This window comes from Amycolatopsis sp. NPDC000009, from assembly GCF_055563465.1.
The window spans coordinates 172,183-186,526 of the sequence record NZ_JBVHDI010000003.1 but is presented as its reverse complement, the minus strand read 5'-3'; the positions used below and the strand labels follow the sequence as shown (position 1 = coordinate 186,526).

Annotated in this window: 15 protein-coding genes; 8 read left to right on the top strand and 7 right to left on the bottom strand. The window is 69.3% G+C overall.

The window, feature by feature from the left end; all coding sequences use genetic code 11:
• Positions 1-20: 20 nt before the first annotated feature.
• Together ACZ3HL_RS10765 and ACZ3HL_RS10760 are read right to left on the bottom strand one after the other, a co-directional pair.
• Positions 21-503 (bottom strand): MarR family winged helix-turn-helix transcriptional regulator, encoded by a 483-nt coding sequence (locus ACZ3HL_RS10765; protein WP_465413490.1) that lies wholly within the window; start codon positions 501-503, stop codon positions 21-23.
• Between the two features lies 1 nt (position 504).
• Positions 505-1,926 carry a PucR family transcriptional regulator gene (locus tag ACZ3HL_RS10760; RefSeq protein ID WP_465530257.1) on the bottom strand — a complete coding sequence of 474 codons (1,422 nt, stop codon included), beginning with the start codon at positions 1,924-1,926 and terminating at the stop codon, positions 505-507.
• A gap of 136 nt (positions 1,927-2,062) precedes the next feature.
• Here ACZ3HL_RS10760 and ACZ3HL_RS10755 point away from each other — a divergent pair, with 136 nt between their 5' ends.
• The 7 genes from ACZ3HL_RS10755 (at position 2,063) to ACZ3HL_RS10725 (ending at position 9,562) form a co-directional block, all read left to right on the top strand.
• Positions 2,063-2,932 carry an FAD binding domain-containing protein gene (locus ACZ3HL_RS10755; RefSeq protein WP_465530255.1) on the top strand — a complete coding sequence of 290 codons (870 nt, stop codon included), beginning with the start codon at positions 2,063-2,065 and terminating at the stop codon, positions 2,930-2,932.
• Entirely contained in the window at positions 2,923-3,393 is a 471-nt protein-coding gene (locus tag ACZ3HL_RS10750) for a (2Fe-2S)-binding protein (protein WP_465413484.1), read from the top strand. Before ACZ3HL_RS10755 ends, ACZ3HL_RS10750 begins: the two co-directional genes overlap by 10 nt.
• Positions 3,390-4,739 carry an 8-oxoguanine deaminase gene (locus ACZ3HL_RS10745; protein ID WP_465530253.1) on the top strand — a complete coding sequence of 450 codons (1,350 nt, stop codon included), beginning with the start codon at positions 3,390-3,392 and terminating at the stop codon, positions 4,737-4,739. The genes ACZ3HL_RS10750 and ACZ3HL_RS10745 overlap by 4 nt, the downstream gene beginning before the upstream one ends.
• Positions 4,736-7,018 carry a xanthine dehydrogenase subunit D gene (pucD, locus tag ACZ3HL_RS10740; protein WP_465530251.1) on the top strand — a complete coding sequence of 761 codons (2,283 nt, stop codon included), beginning with the start codon at positions 4,736-4,738 and terminating at the stop codon, positions 7,016-7,018. The genes ACZ3HL_RS10745 and pucD overlap by 4 nt, the downstream gene beginning before the upstream one ends.
• A 210-nt stretch (positions 7,019-7,228) precedes the next feature.
• A complete protein-coding gene (locus tag ACZ3HL_RS10735; protein ID WP_192740924.1) occupies positions 7,229-7,723 on the top strand; it encodes a nucleoside deaminase in 495 nt (164 codons plus the stop codon).
• 34 nt (positions 7,724-7,757) lie between these two features.
• Positions 7,758-9,200, top strand: coding sequence for an NCS2 family permease (locus ACZ3HL_RS10730; RefSeq protein WP_465413478.1), 1,443 nt, complete (start codon positions 7,758-7,760; stop codon positions 9,198-9,200).
• A complete protein-coding gene (locus tag ACZ3HL_RS10725) occupies positions 9,191-9,562 on the top strand; it encodes an allophanate hydrolase-related protein (protein ID WP_465413476.1) in 372 nt (123 codons plus the stop codon). Before ACZ3HL_RS10730 ends, ACZ3HL_RS10725 begins: the two co-directional genes overlap by 10 nt.
• A 59-nt stretch (positions 9,563-9,621) precedes the next feature.
• Here ACZ3HL_RS10725 and ACZ3HL_RS10720 read toward each other — a convergent pair whose 3' ends face one another.
• Both ACZ3HL_RS10720 and ACZ3HL_RS10715 read right to left on the bottom strand, forming a co-directional pair.
• The gene (locus ACZ3HL_RS10720; RefSeq protein WP_465530249.1) at positions 9,622-10,311 is read right to left on the bottom strand and encodes a hypothetical protein; all 690 of its coding nucleotides are present in this window, start codon (positions 10,309-10,311) and stop codon (positions 9,622-9,624) included.
• A 102-nt stretch (positions 10,312-10,413) separates the two neighbouring features.
• Entirely contained in the window at positions 10,414-10,998 is a 585-nt protein-coding gene (locus ACZ3HL_RS10715) for a TetR/AcrR family transcriptional regulator (RefSeq protein ID WP_465530247.1), read from the bottom strand.
• 139 nt (positions 10,999-11,137) lie between these two features.
• On the opposite strand from ACZ3HL_RS10715, the gene ACZ3HL_RS10710 reads away from it, so the two are divergent.
• Positions 11,138-12,643 carry an alpha/beta hydrolase gene (locus tag ACZ3HL_RS10710; protein ID WP_465530245.1) on the top strand — a complete coding sequence of 502 codons (1,506 nt, stop codon included), beginning with the start codon at positions 11,138-11,140 and terminating at the stop codon, positions 12,641-12,643.
• On the opposite strand, the gene pucL is transcribed toward ACZ3HL_RS10710, so the two are convergent.
• From pucL to uraD, 3 genes are read right to left on the bottom strand one after another with little or no spacing between them, the layout of a single operon-like run.
• Complete coding sequence (gene pucL, locus ACZ3HL_RS10705; protein ID WP_037342290.1) at positions 12,640-13,518, bottom strand: factor-independent urate hydroxylase; 879 nt, start codon at positions 13,516-13,518, stop codon at positions 12,640-12,642. The two genes, ACZ3HL_RS10710 and pucL, sit on opposite strands and share 4 nt — an antisense overlap.
• A 6-nt stretch (positions 13,519-13,524) precedes the next feature.
• Positions 13,525-13,842: a hydroxyisourate hydrolase gene (gene uraH, locus ACZ3HL_RS10700; RefSeq protein ID WP_465530243.1), complete on the bottom strand. Its 318-nt coding sequence runs from the start codon at positions 13,840-13,842 to the stop codon at positions 13,525-13,527.
• Positions 13,839-14,330 carry a 2-oxo-4-hydroxy-4-carboxy-5-ureidoimidazoline decarboxylase gene (gene uraD, locus ACZ3HL_RS10695; protein WP_465530241.1) on the bottom strand — a complete coding sequence of 164 codons (492 nt, stop codon included), beginning with the start codon at positions 14,328-14,330 and terminating at the stop codon, positions 13,839-13,841. The genes uraH and uraD overlap by 4 nt, the downstream gene beginning before the upstream one ends.
• Positions 14,331-14,344: the final 14 nt, after the last annotated feature.

Sequence of the window (14,344 nt, the reverse complement as noted above, 5' to 3'; positions counted from 1 at the left end):
GTCTGACTGGTCAGATATTCCTATCGGAGCTTGGGGAGTGCGTCACGTGCCGAGTGGCTCAGCGTCCGGAGGTCCTGCGCGAACCGTTCACGGTGGTCGGCGGGCAGCGGATCGAGGAAGAGCCGCTGGATGTTCTCGACGTGCACCCGCGCCGCCCGCACCGTCGTCTCCTCGCCCTGCGCGGTCAGCCGCACGAGCTGCACGCGACGGTCCTGGGGATCGGACGCACGGACGACAAGACCGAGGGTGGTCATCCGGTCGACCAGCCTGGTCGCGCCGCCGGTGGTCAGCACCTGTTCCTGCGCGATCGCCCGCATGCTCATCCCGGCGGCCCCCGACCTCCCGACGATGAGCAGGACCTCGAACATCAGATGCGAGATCCCGCATTCGGCCTCCAGCGCGCGGCCGAGCAGGTATTCGAGCCGGTTCGCGGCGCCCATCATCCGGCCGAAGGCGACCACGCGCGGGTCGTAGGCGGCTTCTTTCGCCGTGGTGATGCCCATTTCAGCTCCCTGCCGACAAGGCCAAATAGACGTCGAGCTGTTCGGTGAACTCGGTCAGGTCGGTGCCGAGCAGTTCGCTCGCGCGCCCGATCCGGTACCGCAACGTGTTGACGTGGACGTGCAGCGCCCGCGCGGCCCGCGTCGGCGAGCCGGAACATTCGAGGAAGACGCGCAGGGTGTGCACCAGATCGGTGCCCTGCTCGGCGTCGTAGCTCAGCAGCGGGCCCAGCACCCGGCGCCGCAACGCCGCCCGCAGGTCGTCGGGTGTGCCCGCCAGCAGCAGCCGGTGCATGCCGATCTCGCCGCCGGGGACGACCTCGATCGTGCCGGGCCGTTCCGCCGCCACGGCCAGCGCGTACCGCGCGACCTCCTTCGCGCCCCGGAGCACGGAGACCGGGGAGCGGTCGCTGATGCCGATCAGCACCCGGCGGCACGGCAACAGCGGCTCCACTGTGGACAGTGCGGCGGTCACCGTGGCCGGCCACTCTTCCGGCCACTCGCCGTCGTCCTCGGCCACCGCCCAGGTGGTTTCCCCGGCGGGGCCGACCAGTGCGCCCGTCGGCAGGAGTTCCGTCAGGATGCCGCGCGCCGCTTCGGATCCTTCGGTGCGCGCGACGACGAACCTCAGGTCGCCGCGCAACCCGGTCGCGGCCAGCGCCGCGTGCGGATCGCTTCCCTCGCCGAGCGCGGCGAGCAACGGTTCGAGCACCCGGTCGGTGACGGCGCGCACCTCGTCCGCCCGCGTGCGCGCGAGGCCGATCAGCCCGGCGAGTTCTTCGGCGATCTCCGCCTGGGCGGCGGTCAGTGTGCCGCCGATCGCGAGCAGCCATGGCAACGCGTGCCTGCCGCCGACAGGCCGGACAGAGACGTCGTCGGCTTCCAGGGACCGCCCGCCCGCGGCGACGAACCGGCGCACCAGATCCGACGGGGTGCCGACGGGCACCACCCAGCAGGGGAGGCCGATCTCGCCGCGTGCTCGTTCCAGGAGGGCCTCGACCGAAGAGTCCTCCGTCGCCGCCGAAAGCAAACGTTTGCGGGCGCCTTCCGCGGCCGCGGCCAAGGCCAGCACGACCCGTTCGGTGACGACCGAGAACGACAGATCCGCCGGCACTTCCAGCAACGGGATCCCATGGCGCGTACAGGCTTCGACGAGGTCTTCGGGAATGCCGTCGGAATCCGCCCCGGACGCCGCCAGCGCCGCCGCACCGGCCTTCGCCAGCGCGGCGACGAAGGCCTCGGAATCACCCGGCCCGCGCCACCACAGCAACCCGCTCAGGACGAGTTCGCCCGCCGACACGTACCGCCCGGGATCGGGCAGCTCCGTGACGTAGATCCTGGACACCGGACGGTCGAGCAAGGCCGTCCCGGCGCGTACGCGCAAGCGCAGCCCGGGGAGCGCCAGCAGAGTTTTCACGGTCGTCATCAGGTTTGTAGGAAAGCACAAAACGACCGGTGCGTGCAGGGGAGATTTCATGCTTCGGCACCGTTGCCGCCGTATGGGCGCAGGGCGTCTACTGAGTCAGCCGTCACACAACGCCGCCGAACCGAGGAGCCCGAGAGTGGATTTCCTGCGCCCCAGCTCGCTGACCGAGGCGCTCGCCGTCAAGGCCGAGCGACCCGACGCGGTGCCCATCGCGGGCGGTACGGACGTCATGGTGGAGCTCAACTTCGACCACCGCCGCCCCGGTGCGCTGCTCGACCTCAACCGTGTCACCGAACTCGCCGAGTGGAGTGAGAGCGACGGCAAGATCCGGCTCGGCGCCTCGGTGCCCTACGTCCGGGTGATCGCTGAGCTGGGTGAAGTTCTGCCCGCGCTGGCCATGGCCTCGCGCACCGTCGGCTCACCCCAGATCCGCAACCGGGGCACCGTCGGCGGCAACCTCGGCGCCGCTTCGCCGGCCGGCGACACGCATCCCGTCCTGCTCGTGCTCGGTGCCGAGGTCGAGGTCGCCTCCGTCCGCGGCACCCGGCTGATCCCGGCCGAGGAGTTCTACCTCGGCGTCAAACGCAACGCCCTCGAACCCGACGAGCTGATCACCGCGGTGCACCTGCCCGCCGAGGCCGGCCCGCAGCAGTTCGCCAAGGTCGGGACGCGCAACGCGATGGTCATCGCGGTCTGCTCGTTCGCGCTGGCGCTGCACCTGGACACGCGCGAGATCCGCGCGGCCGTCGGTTCGGCGGCGCCGACCCCGCGTCGCGCGACCGCCGCCGAAGAGTTCCTCGGCGACGAACTTCCCTGGTCCACCAAGGCTTCGATCACGGATTCCGTCAAACGCCGGTTCGGTGAGCTGGTGTCGGAGGCGGCGTCGCCGATCGACGACGTCCGTGGCAGCGCCGACTACCGCAGGCACGCGCTGTCCGTCCTGGCGCGACGAACGCTGACCTGGGCGTGGAACGACTTCCAGAAGGGTGAACGCGAGTGCGCGTGAACGTGACGATCAACGGCGAGTCCCGCCAGGCCGACGACGTCTGGGAGGGGGAAAGCCTGCTCTACGTCCTCCGCGAGCGGCTCGGTCTCCCGGGCTCCAAGAATGCCTGTGAACAGGGCGAATGCGGCTCCTGCACGGTGTATCTCGACGACGTCCCGGTGTGCTCCTGCCTGGTCGCGGCCGGTCAGGTCGAGGGCCGTGAGGTCCGTACGGTCGAAGGGCTCGCCGAGGGGGACAAGCTGGATCGGGTCCAGCAGTCCTTTGTGGACGCGGGAGCCGTCCAATGTGGCTTCTGCACCCCCGGTCTCGTGGTGGCGGCGCACGATCTGCTGAACCGCGTCGAAAACCCCGCCGACGAGGAGATTCGCGAGGCGCTGGCGGGGAACCTCTGCCGGTGTACCGGATACGAGAAGATCCTCGACGCCGTCCGGCTGGCCGCGACCAGGGGAGAAGCCACGTGAAGACCGTCATCGAGAACGCCGCGATCGCGACCGTCGACGGAGCGGGCACCGAACACGCCTCGGGTCACGTCGTCATCGAGAACGACCGGATCGCGGCGGTCGGCGCGGGGAAGGCGCCCGACGACGAGTACGACGAACGCGTCGACGGCTCCGGCTGCCTGGTCACCCCTGGACTGATCAACACCCACCACCACCTCTATCAGTGGGCCACGCGCGGCCTCGCCGCCGACCACACGCTCTTCGAATGGCTTGTCGCGCTGTACCCGGTCTGGGGCAGGCTCGATGCCGAGATCACGCACGCGGCGGCCACGGCCGGGCTCACCCGGCTCGCGACCACCGGCTGCACCACGGTCGCCGACCACCACTACGTCTTCCCGCGCGACGGCGGCGACCAGGTCGAGGCCCTCGCCGCCGCCCGGATCCGGGTCGGCGTGCGGCTGCACGTCGTGCGTGGCTCGATGGACCGGGGCGAGTCACAGGGTGGGCTCCCGCCGGACAACCTCGTCGAGGAGACCGAGGCCGCGCTGCTCGGCACCGAGGCCGCGATCGAGCGGTTCCACGACGACTCCGCGGGTGCCCACCTGCAGATCGCGGCCGGCCCGTGTTCGCCGTTCTCGGTGAGCGAGCGGCTGATGAGCGGCGCGGCGGAACTGGCGCGCCGCAAGGGCGTCCGGCTCCACACGCATCTCGCCGAGACGGTCGACGAGGAGAAGCAGTGCCTAGCCGAAGTCGGCTGCACTCCGGCCGAGTACGCCGACAAACTCGGCTGGCTCGCCGACGACGTCTGGCTCGCGCACTCGGTCCATCTCGCCCCGGAGGCGATCCGGCGGATGGGCGCGACCGGCACCGGCGCGGCCCACTGCCCGACGTCCAACGGGCGCCTCGGCGCCGGGATCGCCCCGGTCCGGCAGCTGCTCGACGCCGGGGTGCCGGTGGGGCTCGGCGTCGACGGCGCCGCGTCCAACGAATCCGGTGGCCTCGGCGAAGAACTGCACCAGTCGCTGCTCCTGGCCCGTCAACGCGGCGGGCCCCGCGCGCTGACCACGCGGGAGGCGTTGTGGATGGGCACGATGGGCGGCGCGCGCTGCCTCGGCCGCCAAAAGGATCTGGGCTCGATCGAGGTCGGCAAGCTCGCCGACCTCGCGGTCTGGAATCTGAACGGCCTGAACCACGCCGGGATCACCGACCCGGTCGCCGCCCTGGTGCTCGGCACGACCCCGCCGGTCGAGCGGCTGTACGTCGGCGGCGCGACCGTCGTCGAAGGCGGAACACTGCGCGAGGAATCCGAAGACGAGATCGCCCGTGAGCTGGCCGTGGCCAGTGCGCGGCTGAGGGAGACGGTATGACCACCACGGAAGTCTCCAGGCAGACCACCGGCAACGGGGTGGGGACGAGCCCGCAGCGACCCGACGGAACGGTCAAGGTCCGCGGCGAATTCGCCTACTCCTCGGACCTGTGGCACGAGGACATGTTGTGGGGCGCGACGTTGCGCAGCCCGCATCCGTACGCGCGGATCACCGGCATCGACATCACCGAAGCCCTTGCGGTGCAAGGGGTGTACGCGGTGCTGACGCACGAAGACGTGCCGGGCGTGAACAAGTACGGCCTGGAGCACGCGGATCAGCCGGTGCTCGCCGTCGATGTCGTGCGCTACCAGGGCGAGCCCGTCGCGCTCGTCGCCGCGGACCACCCCGAGACCGCGCGCCGGGCGATGAAGCGGATCAAGGTCTCCTACGAGGTCCTCGAACCGGTGACCGACTCCGAGAAGGCCGCCGCCGGCGAGGGAGCCGAACTGCACCCCGGCGGGAACGTCGTGCGCCACGCGAAGATCCGGCACGGCGACCAGTCGGTGAAGGCCGACGTCGTGGTGTCCGGGGTCTACGAGGTCGGCATGCAGGACCAGGCCTTCCTCGGGCCGGAGTCGGGTATGGCGATCCCGGACACCGAAGGCGGCGTCGACCTTTACGTGGCCACGCAGTGGCTTCACGTCGACCAGCAGCAGATCGTCGCCGCGCTCGGCCTGCCCAAGGACAAGGTGCGGCTGACGCTGGGCGGGGTCGGCGGCGCGTTCGGCGGCCGCGAGGACCTCTCGATCCAGGTCCACGCGTGTTTGCTGGCGCTGCACACCGGCAAGCCGGTCAAGATGGTCTACAACCGCGAGGAATCCTTCTACGGTCACGTGCACCGCCACCCGGCGAAAATGTACTACGAGCACGGTGCCGACAAGGACGGCCGGCTCGTCTACGTGAAGGCGAAGCTGTACCTGGACGGCGGCGCGTACGCGTCGTCCACCGGCGCGGTGGTCGCGAACGCCGCCACCCTCGGCGTCGGACCGTACAATGTGGACAGTGCTTCGGTCGATTGCTGGGGTGTGTACACCAACAACCCGCCTTGTGGCGCGATGCGCGGCTTCGGCGCGGTGCAGGCGGGTTTCGCCTACGAGTCCCAAATGGACAAACTCGCCGAGGCGTGCGGGATCGACCCGGTCGACATCCGGATCCGCAACGCGATGGCCGAAGGTAGCGTCATGCCCACCGGGCAGGTGGTCGACTCGGCCGCCCCGGTCGCCGAACTGCTGGAACGCCTGCGCGCCAAGCCGTTGCCGGTCACGCACCAGGAACTCGACCTGCGCCGCATGCCCGGCGGCGTCTCCAACACCACGCACGGCGAGGGCGTCGTCCGGGGTGTCGGATACGCGGTCGGCATCAAGAACATCTGTTTCTCCGAGGGTTTCGACGACTACTCGACCGCCCGCGTGCGGTTGCAGCTCGTCGGCGGCGAACCGGCGGCGACCGTGCACACCGCCGCCTGCGAGGTCGGCCAGGGCCTGGTCACGATCATGCAGCAGATCGTGCGGACCGAACTCGGCATCGAGCAGGTGACGATCCTGCCGATGGACACCAACATCGGCAACGGCGGCTCGACGTCCGCCTCCCGGCAGAGCTACGTCACCGGTGGCGCCGTGCAGGCGGCATGCGTCGCGGTGCGTTCGGGGCTGCACAAGCACCTGGCGGGCAAACTCGCCGCGGACGGGAAGGTGAACGTCGTCGCGAACAAGGTCGTCTCCGCCGACGGCAGCGTGCTCGCGGACCTCGCCGACGTCCTCGGCGACGAGGTCTTCGACGAGACCGTGGAATGGCGTCACCGGCCGACGGTGCCCATCGATCCCGAGACGGGGCAAGGAAACGCGCACGTCCAGTACGGTTTCGCGGCACACCGCGCGGTCGTGGACGTCGACACCGAACTCGGCCTGATCAAGGTCGTCGCGCTCGACTGCGCGCAGGACGTCGGCAAGGCGCTGAACCCGCAGGCGGTCCTCGGCCAGATCCAGGGCGGGTCCGCACAAGGGCTCGGGCTCGCGGTGATGGAGGAGATCCAGACCGCCGACGGGAAGATCCGCAACCCGTCGTTCACCGACTACCTGATCCCGACCGTGCTGGACATGCCGCCGATGGACATCGACGTCCTCGAACGGCCCGACCCCAACGCGCCGTATGGTCTGCGCGGGGTCGGCGAACCGCCGACGATCTCGTCCACCCCGGCGATCGTCGCGGCCATCCGCGCGGCCACCGGGCTCGCGCTGCCCCGTGTCCCGGTGCGTCCCGAACACCTCACCGGCACCTGATTGTCTGTTGGTGAACCCGCGTCCGCGATCGACGTCGGCAGGGCGCCGCCTGGTCATCCCTCTCACGATGGCGGACAAGGCGCCCTGCCACCGCGATAGCGGGGCCTTCGGCCGGGGCGGGTTCACGCGTTGGTCGGCTTTCGGATCCACCTTCAGCTCCGCCGACCGGCACCTGAGAAATCCGTACTTTTCCGAGCTAGGAGCACATCCGTGGGTACCCGTCTGTCCATTTCGGAGTCCGACGAGCAGAAATGGCTCGCCGAAGCCGTTCAGCTGGCCACCTCGAACGTCGAGCGCGGCGGCGGCCCGTTCGGCGCGATGATCGTCCGGGACGGTTCCGTGCTGGCCACCGGGACGAACCAGGTGACGCCGACGCTGGACCCTACGGCGCACGCCGAGGTGGTCGCGATCCGCGCGGCCTGCCAGGCGATCGGCGACTACAAACTCGACGGCTGCGTCCTCGTGACCTCCTGCGAGCCTTGCCCGCTCTGCCTTTCCGCCGCGCTCTGGGCGCGTGTCGGCAAGGTCGTCTACGCCGCGGACCGCCACGACGCGGCCGAGGCGGGCTTCGACGACCGCGAGTTCTACGACCTCTTTTCCCGCCCGCGCGAGACCTGGTCACTACCCGTCGGCCAACTGTCCCTTCCGGACTCTTTCGCGCCTTTCCAAGCCTGGCTGTCGAAACCCGACAAGAAGGCTTACTGAAGTTCTTCCCGCCCCACAACGTTGTGGAGTAGGCATGACCCAATTAGGTACTGAGCGTCCCCACCTGCCCTCACCCGAGCCGGGGCGGCTGTCCGGGCTCGACCGCTGGTTCAAGATCTCCCATCGCGGCAGCACGGTCGGCCGCGAGGTGCGCGGCGGGATCACCACGTTCGTCGCGATGTGCTACATCGTGTTGCTCAACCCGCTCATCCTCGGCGCTTCGGCCGACATCACCGGCGCGAAGCTGACCACCGAGGCGATCACCACCGCGACCGCGCTGGCCGCGGGCGTCACCACGATCCTGATGGGACTGGTCGGCAACGCGCCGCTGGCGCTCGCGGCCGGTCTCGGCGTCAACGGTGTCGTCGCCTTCCAGATGGCTCCGGCCATGACGTGGGCGCAGGCCTTCGGCCTCGTCGTCCTCGAAGGCTTCTGCATCGTGCTGATGGCCGTTTCCGGCGTCCGGGAACGGATCATCAACGCGATCCCGATGGCGCTCAAGGTCGCGATCACCGTCGGCATCGGCCTCTACATCGCGCTGGTCGGCCTGGTCAGCGCGGGTTTCGTGACCAGGACACCGGATTCGGCGCAGTCGACGGTACCGGTGCGGATGGGGATCGCCGGCCATCTCGAAGGCTGGCCGATCGCGATCTTCTGCCTCGGGCTGCTGCTGATGATCGTGCTCGTGAGCCGCGGGGTGCCGGGCGCGGTGCTGATCAGCATCGCGGTCGCGACCGGGCTCGCCGTGCTGGTCAACAGCGTGTTCCACGTCGAAGGCTGGGGGCTGGTCGAACCCAAGGTGCCCGACCAGGTCGTGGCGCACCCGGACTTCAGCCTGCTGGGCGACATCGATCTCTTCGGCGGATTCGGTTCGGCGGGCGCGGTGACGGCGGCGGTGTTCCTGTTCACGCTGGTGCTGTCCGGATTCTTCGACGCGATGGGCACGATCACGTCCGTCTCGGAGGAGGCGGGACTGGTGAAGAACGGCAAGGTCGAGGGGATGGGCCGCATCCTGCTCGTCGACGGCGCGGGCGCGCTGGCGGGCGGGGTCACCGGATCGGCGCCGAACACCGTGTTCCTCGAATCGGCCGCCGGCGTCGGCGAGGGCGCGCGGACCGGGCTGGCGAGCATCGTCACCGGCGGGTTGTTCACCGCCACGCTGTTCCTGACCCCGATCGCGGCCATCGTCCCGGCGCAGGCCGCGGCGCCCGCGCTGGTGGTCATCGGCGGGATGATGATGGCGCAATGCGCGCGGATTCCTTGGCGGGACCTGGATTTCGCGATCCCGGTGTTCCTGACCATCGCGCTGATCCCGTTCACCTACTCGATCACCAACGGGATCGGCGCCGGGCTGGTCGCCTACGTGCTGATCAAGATCTGCAAGGGCAAGATCCGCGAGATCGGCTGGATCCTCGGGATCCTCGCCGCGGTGTTCGGGGTTTACTTCGGGATCGAAGGGATCATGTCGTGGTTCTGATGTTCCTCAACGGTGGCGGGATGCGCGGCGGACCGCTGCACGAACAGTTGCAGGGCGCGCCCTTGTGCTGCGTGGCCCGATCCGCTCCCAAGTACCACTACTACTCGGTGGGCGACCGGTTCCCGGCGATGCACGAGGGCGGTTCCGCGTCCGTCGTGGGCGAGGTCTACGACCTGCCGCTCACGGTGCTGCGGGACCACCTCGTCCCGGCCGAGCCGCCCGAGCTGGAGCTGGGCGTCATCGAACTGGAGGACGGCGCGGCCTGCCTCGCCACGGTCCTGCGTTCGTCCTGTGTGGACTCACCGGAACTGACCGACATCTCCTCCGTCGGCGATTGGCGGGCCTACCTCGCGTCCCGCTAGTGGTCCGTGAAGGCCTCCTTCCCTACCTTGAGAGTAGGGAAGGAGGCCTTCACGGAACGTCAGAGCACGAAGACGAGGTCGCTCGCCGCCGCGTGGAACATCTCGGGCGAGCCCGCGTAGAAGGCCCGCCAGGCACTGGGCTTACGGTGCTCGGCCGAAGCCGCGAAGGCCCAGGTGGTGCCGTTCCAGGTGGCGGTGACCGTCGCCGCCGTGGTCCAGCGGTAGGTGCTGAACGAGAAGTACTGGAGTTCGACCGGGATCGGGTTCGCGGTGTACCGGCCGGGGAACTCGATCGTGCCGGAGCCGGTCACCGCCTTGGCCGCGTCCCGGCCCGCCGCGAACGACGTGATCTTCGCCGGGTGGAGCACGACGATCTTCGCGGTGTCGGCGCCCGAGTTCGCGATCGACGGGTCGGTGGAGAAGAAGTCGGCGCGGTAGTTGCCGGTGCGGATCGGGGTCAGCGTCGCACTGTAGGCACCGGCGGCGTCGGTGACCGGCTTGGCCTGCGCCTCACCGCAAAAGCCGTTGAAACAGAACGAGATACCCACCTCGGCGCCCGCGATCGGCGTGGCGTCGGCCTTGGCGAGCTTGCCGGAGATCGTGACGGTCTGCCCGGCGTCGATCCTCGTGCTGCTGGTGGTCGTGGTGAGGGTGGACGGCTGGACCTCGGCGGCGGTCGCGGGTACCGCGCCGGCGGTGAGCAGCGCGGCCGCGGCGATGGTGCCGATCACGAGCTTCCTGATGATCATGGGCTCCCCAAACGGATTCCGGTGTTGGCGACGGCTAGGTCGGCCGGAAGCCGCGGTGCGTTGCGGGAAAATCCCGGTGTTCAGGATTCCGCCGTCGGTGCTTCACGCATCGGGGAGCAACGTGCGCGCGTATGCCACCGACGAGGCCCCCGCGACCTCGAGCGCTTCGGTGTCACGCAGCGAACGGCTCAACACGAACGCTCCTTCGAGACTGTTCACCAAAGCGATCGTGAGGCGCCGCGCGGCTTCGGGTTCGAGGCCGTACTTGCCCAGCTTCTCGGCACCGGTCTCGATCCACGCCGTGAAGACGTCGGCCGTCGCGATCCGCAGCTTCTCGTTGGTGCTGGCGACCTCCAGCGCGACCGTCGCGATGGGGCAGGCGTCGGCGTAATCGGTCGCCTTCAGCGTCTCGGCGGCGCTGGCGAAACACGCCTCGATACCGTGGACGAGGTCCGGTTCGTCGGCGAAGAAGATCTCGAACAGCGCGAGGTACATCATCCCCGAAGTGCGGATGACCTCCTCGCCGAGCTGTTCCTTGCCGCCGGGGAAGAAGTGGTACAGCGAGCCGAACGGCGCGTTCGCCGCCTCGACGATCTGCTTCACCCCGGTGCCGGTGTACCCGTTGCGCCGGAGCAGCGCGGCGCCGGCGTTCACGATGCGTTCCCGCGTTCCAGTCACGCCCCCCATGATAGAGCGTTCTATCAAGTTCCGGTGCTCCCTTCGACCTTGGTTCACCTTCCGGCGCTACCTGCGGTCGATGTTCGCCTGATGTGTCCGGCCCTAGCGTCGTGATCCGTTGGGAAACCAAGGAAGAAGGGGGAAGAACATGAAGCGGCTATTGGCCGTCGGGTTGCTCCCGGTGATCGTGGGCGGATTGCTCGCCGGAGCCACGACGGCTTCGGCGAGCGTCCCGGCTCACTACGCCGAGCAGAAGCTGGCCTGGCAACCCTGCGCCGAATCGGACCTGATCTCGTTGCCGCCGGGCACCGATATCAGCGGGCTCGAATGCGCGACGTTCCGCACGCCCCGGGACTGGGATCGTGCGGACGAGCGGCAGGACCTGACCATCGCGGTCAGCAGGCTGAAGTCCACCGGGCCGTCGACGGCGTCGCTGCTCACCAACCCGGGCGGGCCGGGCGGTGCGGGCCGCTGGCAGCCGACGATGTTCCGCGGGCAGGAGAAACTGCGCGAGCACCAGGACATCATCGGTATCGACGTCCGCGGGACCGGCAAGAGCACCAACGTCACCTGCCGGGGCACGGCCGATCTCATCCGGCAGCTGGATCCGCGCGACCGTGATCCGCGCAATCTGGACCAGATCCTGGCCAACGCCGAACACGTGGCCAAGTCCTGCCAGAGTGCGGGCGGCGAGCTCGGGCCGCTGATCACCACGTACCAGACGATCAGGGACTTCGATCTGCTTCGCGACCTGCTCGGCCGCGAGAAGATCAACTGGGTCGGCTACTCGGGCGGCACTTGGCTGGGCGCGCACTACGCCCAGCGGTTTCCGCAGCGGACCGGGCGGTTCGTGCTGGACTCCTCGACGGAGTTCACCACGGACTGGCAGAAGACGTTCGACCGGCAGCCGGTCGGTTTCGAACGGCGCTGGCGGCAGGACTTCCTGCCGTGGATGGCGCGGTACGACGCGAAGTACCACTTCGGCACGAACGGCGAAGAGGTCCGGCAGACCTACGAGCGGGTCCGCTACGCCTTGTCCCGCAACCCGCTGAACGGGAGCGGGCCGATGGAACTCGACACCTCCATCATCTACCTGCTCTACAAGAAGGCGACCTTCCCGGCGCTGGCCGATCTGCTGGTCAAGATCCGGGACGCGATGGAGAATCCGCAGGCCAGGGCCGAGGCCGAGGCCGCCGTCGAGGCGGCGGGTGACCACCCCGACGCGCAGGACGCCACCTTCTGGAACACCCTCTGCGGTGAGGGACGGTTCACCGGCACCCGCGAGTCGCTGATCCGCGCTTCGCAGCGGAACCTCGACCGCGGTCTGCTCCTGGCGGGTGGTGGCACCCTGAACGCCTCGGTCTGCCTGTTCTGGGACAAGGAACCCCGTCCGCTGCCGAAAATGGACGGCAAGGGGGTCCCGCCGGTGCTGATCGTGCACTCCGAGCACGACCCGGCCACGGCGATCGAAGGCGCCCGCAAGGCGCACGCGGGGTTCGCGAACTCGCGCATGCTGACCGTGACCGGTGAGGGTGACCACGGGCTCTACGCGGACGGGAACCCCAAGCTGGACGAGATCGTGAACGCCTACCTGGTCGACGGGGTCGTTCCCGCCGACCAGAGCGTCCCCGGTATGCCGCTGCCGGTGCCCTAGAAGGCGGCGAGGGTGTGCCAGGCCAAGCCGGCGTCCTCGGCGTCGTCGCGGAGGACGACCCCTTCGATCAGGCCGTACGGGCGGTCGGCGGCGTAGAAGACCTCGTTGTCGTTCTTCAGCCCGAACGGTGACAGGTCGACCAGGAAGTGGTGCTTGTTCGGCAGTGAGAGCCGGACTTCGGCGACCTCTTCGCGTTCCTTGAGCACAGCCTCTCCCATGGCGTACAGCGTCTGCTGCAGGGAGAGGCTGTGCTTGTCCGCGAAGGTCTCCAGCAGGATCCGCCGGACCTCCGCGTGGCTCGTGGCCCAGTCGATCCCGTCGCCTTGATAGCGCCAGCGCGCGGTCACGGCGGTGGCGAGGATCCGGTCGTTCGTCTCCGCCAGCGTCGTGTACTCGTCGCGCGGGAAGCCGTGGAACTCCGAACCGGTCGACTTGAGCACCACGAGATCGTCCAAACCGGACACCACCCAGGCCTGGTCGCCCTGGACGGTCACGGCGGTCGTCCGCTTTTCGCTGCCCGCCTGGGAGAACGCGTGGTCGTGACCGGAGATGCGGTTCCAGCCGTGTTCGTCGATCAGGATCCGGGCGCCGGTGATGTGCTCGAACGAGCCCACGAAATGCCGTCCGAGCCGCAGCGCGAAGTCCTCGATCTCGCCGACCGGGGCTTCCTTGGCGAAGGCGTAGACGGTGTTCTTCTGGGTGTCGGTCGCGACGACGTCGGCGTTGTCGCCGGTGAGATGCGTGGCCGCGAGATCGCCGCGTAGCGACGTCGAAACGGTGAGGTCCTTGAGGTGGTGGACGGTGCCTTCGCGCTGGACGGTGACGAGCCGGACTTCGGCCTTGCCGTACTGGTTGGGGCCCAGGGTGATGGCCACGGGCGATCAGCTCCCTCGATAGGTGGAATAGGCGAACGGGCTCAGCAGCAACGGCACGTGGTGGTGCTCGGTCCCGTCGGCGATGCGGAAGGTCAAAGTGACTTCGGGGAAGAAGGAGTCCGGGCCGAGGTGGGCGCCGGTGTCGAAGACCAGCCGGTAGACCCCGGGGTCCAGGGTGTCCGGGCCGAGGTCGCGGATCCGGCCGTCGGCGTCGGTCCGCCCTTCGGCGACGGGTTCGCCCGCGCCGGTTTCGAGCCGGACGCCGACGTCCGCTGCGGGCCGTCCCGCGGCGGTGTCGAGGATGTGCGTGGTCACGAGGCTCATGCCGTCACCGCCTTCTCCAGCCGCAGCGCGGCGATCATGGCCAGCTCTTGGCCGGCCACTTCGAGTTCCTTCTCGGGGTCGTTCGAGAGCCTCGAACGCAGGTTTTCCAGCAGTTCGGCACCGCTCCGGCCGCTCGCGCAGACCAGGAAGACATGCCCGAACGTCGCTTCGTATTCGGCGTTGGCCGCGGCGAACTCGCGCGCCGCTTCACCGTCCACACCGGACTGTTCCGAGCGGGACCAGCCCGCTTCGGTGCTCCTCCCGTCCGCTTTCTCCCCGATGCGGGGATGGGCGGCCATGGCGCGCCGGACCTCTTCGGGGCGCAACGGGGTGAGCGCCTCGGACGCGGCGAGCAGTGCGGCGAGGCCGGCGTACGGGCGCCTGGCCAGCAGGGTCTCCACCCAGCGCGGGACGTCGAGACAGGCGGTCAGCGCCGGCCGGACGTCCTGTGCGGGGGCCTCGTTGAACTCTCGGATGGTGAGCGGCACGGGAACTGACGGTA

Coding starts and splice junctions, on each gene's coding strand:
- ACZ3HL_RS10710 (WP_465530245.1), top strand. CDS start 11,138: ATGAAGCGGCTATTGGCCGTCGGGTTGCTCCCGGTGATCGTGGGCGGA.
- pucD (WP_465530251.1), top strand. CDS start 4,736: ATGACCACCACGGAAGTCTCCAGGCAGACCACCGGCAACGGGGTGGGG.
- ACZ3HL_RS10730 (WP_465413478.1), top strand. CDS start 7,758: ATGACCCAATTAGGTACTGAGCGTCCCCACCTGCCCTCACCCGAGCCG.
- ACZ3HL_RS10760 (WP_465530257.1), bottom strand. CDS start 1,926: ATGACGACCGTGAAAACTCTGCTGGCGCTCCCCGGGCTGCGCTTGCGC.
- uraH (WP_465530243.1), bottom strand. CDS start 13,842: ATGAGCCTCGTGACCACGCACATCCTCGACACCGCCGCGGGACGGCCC.
- ACZ3HL_RS10715 (WP_465530247.1), bottom strand. CDS start 10,998: ATGGGGGGCGTGACTGGAACGCGGGAACGCATCGTGAACGCCGGCGCC.
- ACZ3HL_RS10765 (WP_465413490.1), bottom strand. CDS start 503: ATGGGCATCACCACGGCGAAAGAAGCCGCCTACGACCCGCGCGTGGTC.
- ACZ3HL_RS10720 (WP_465530249.1), bottom strand. CDS start 10,311: ATGATCATCAGGAAGCTCGTGATCGGCACCATCGCCGCGGCCGCGCTG.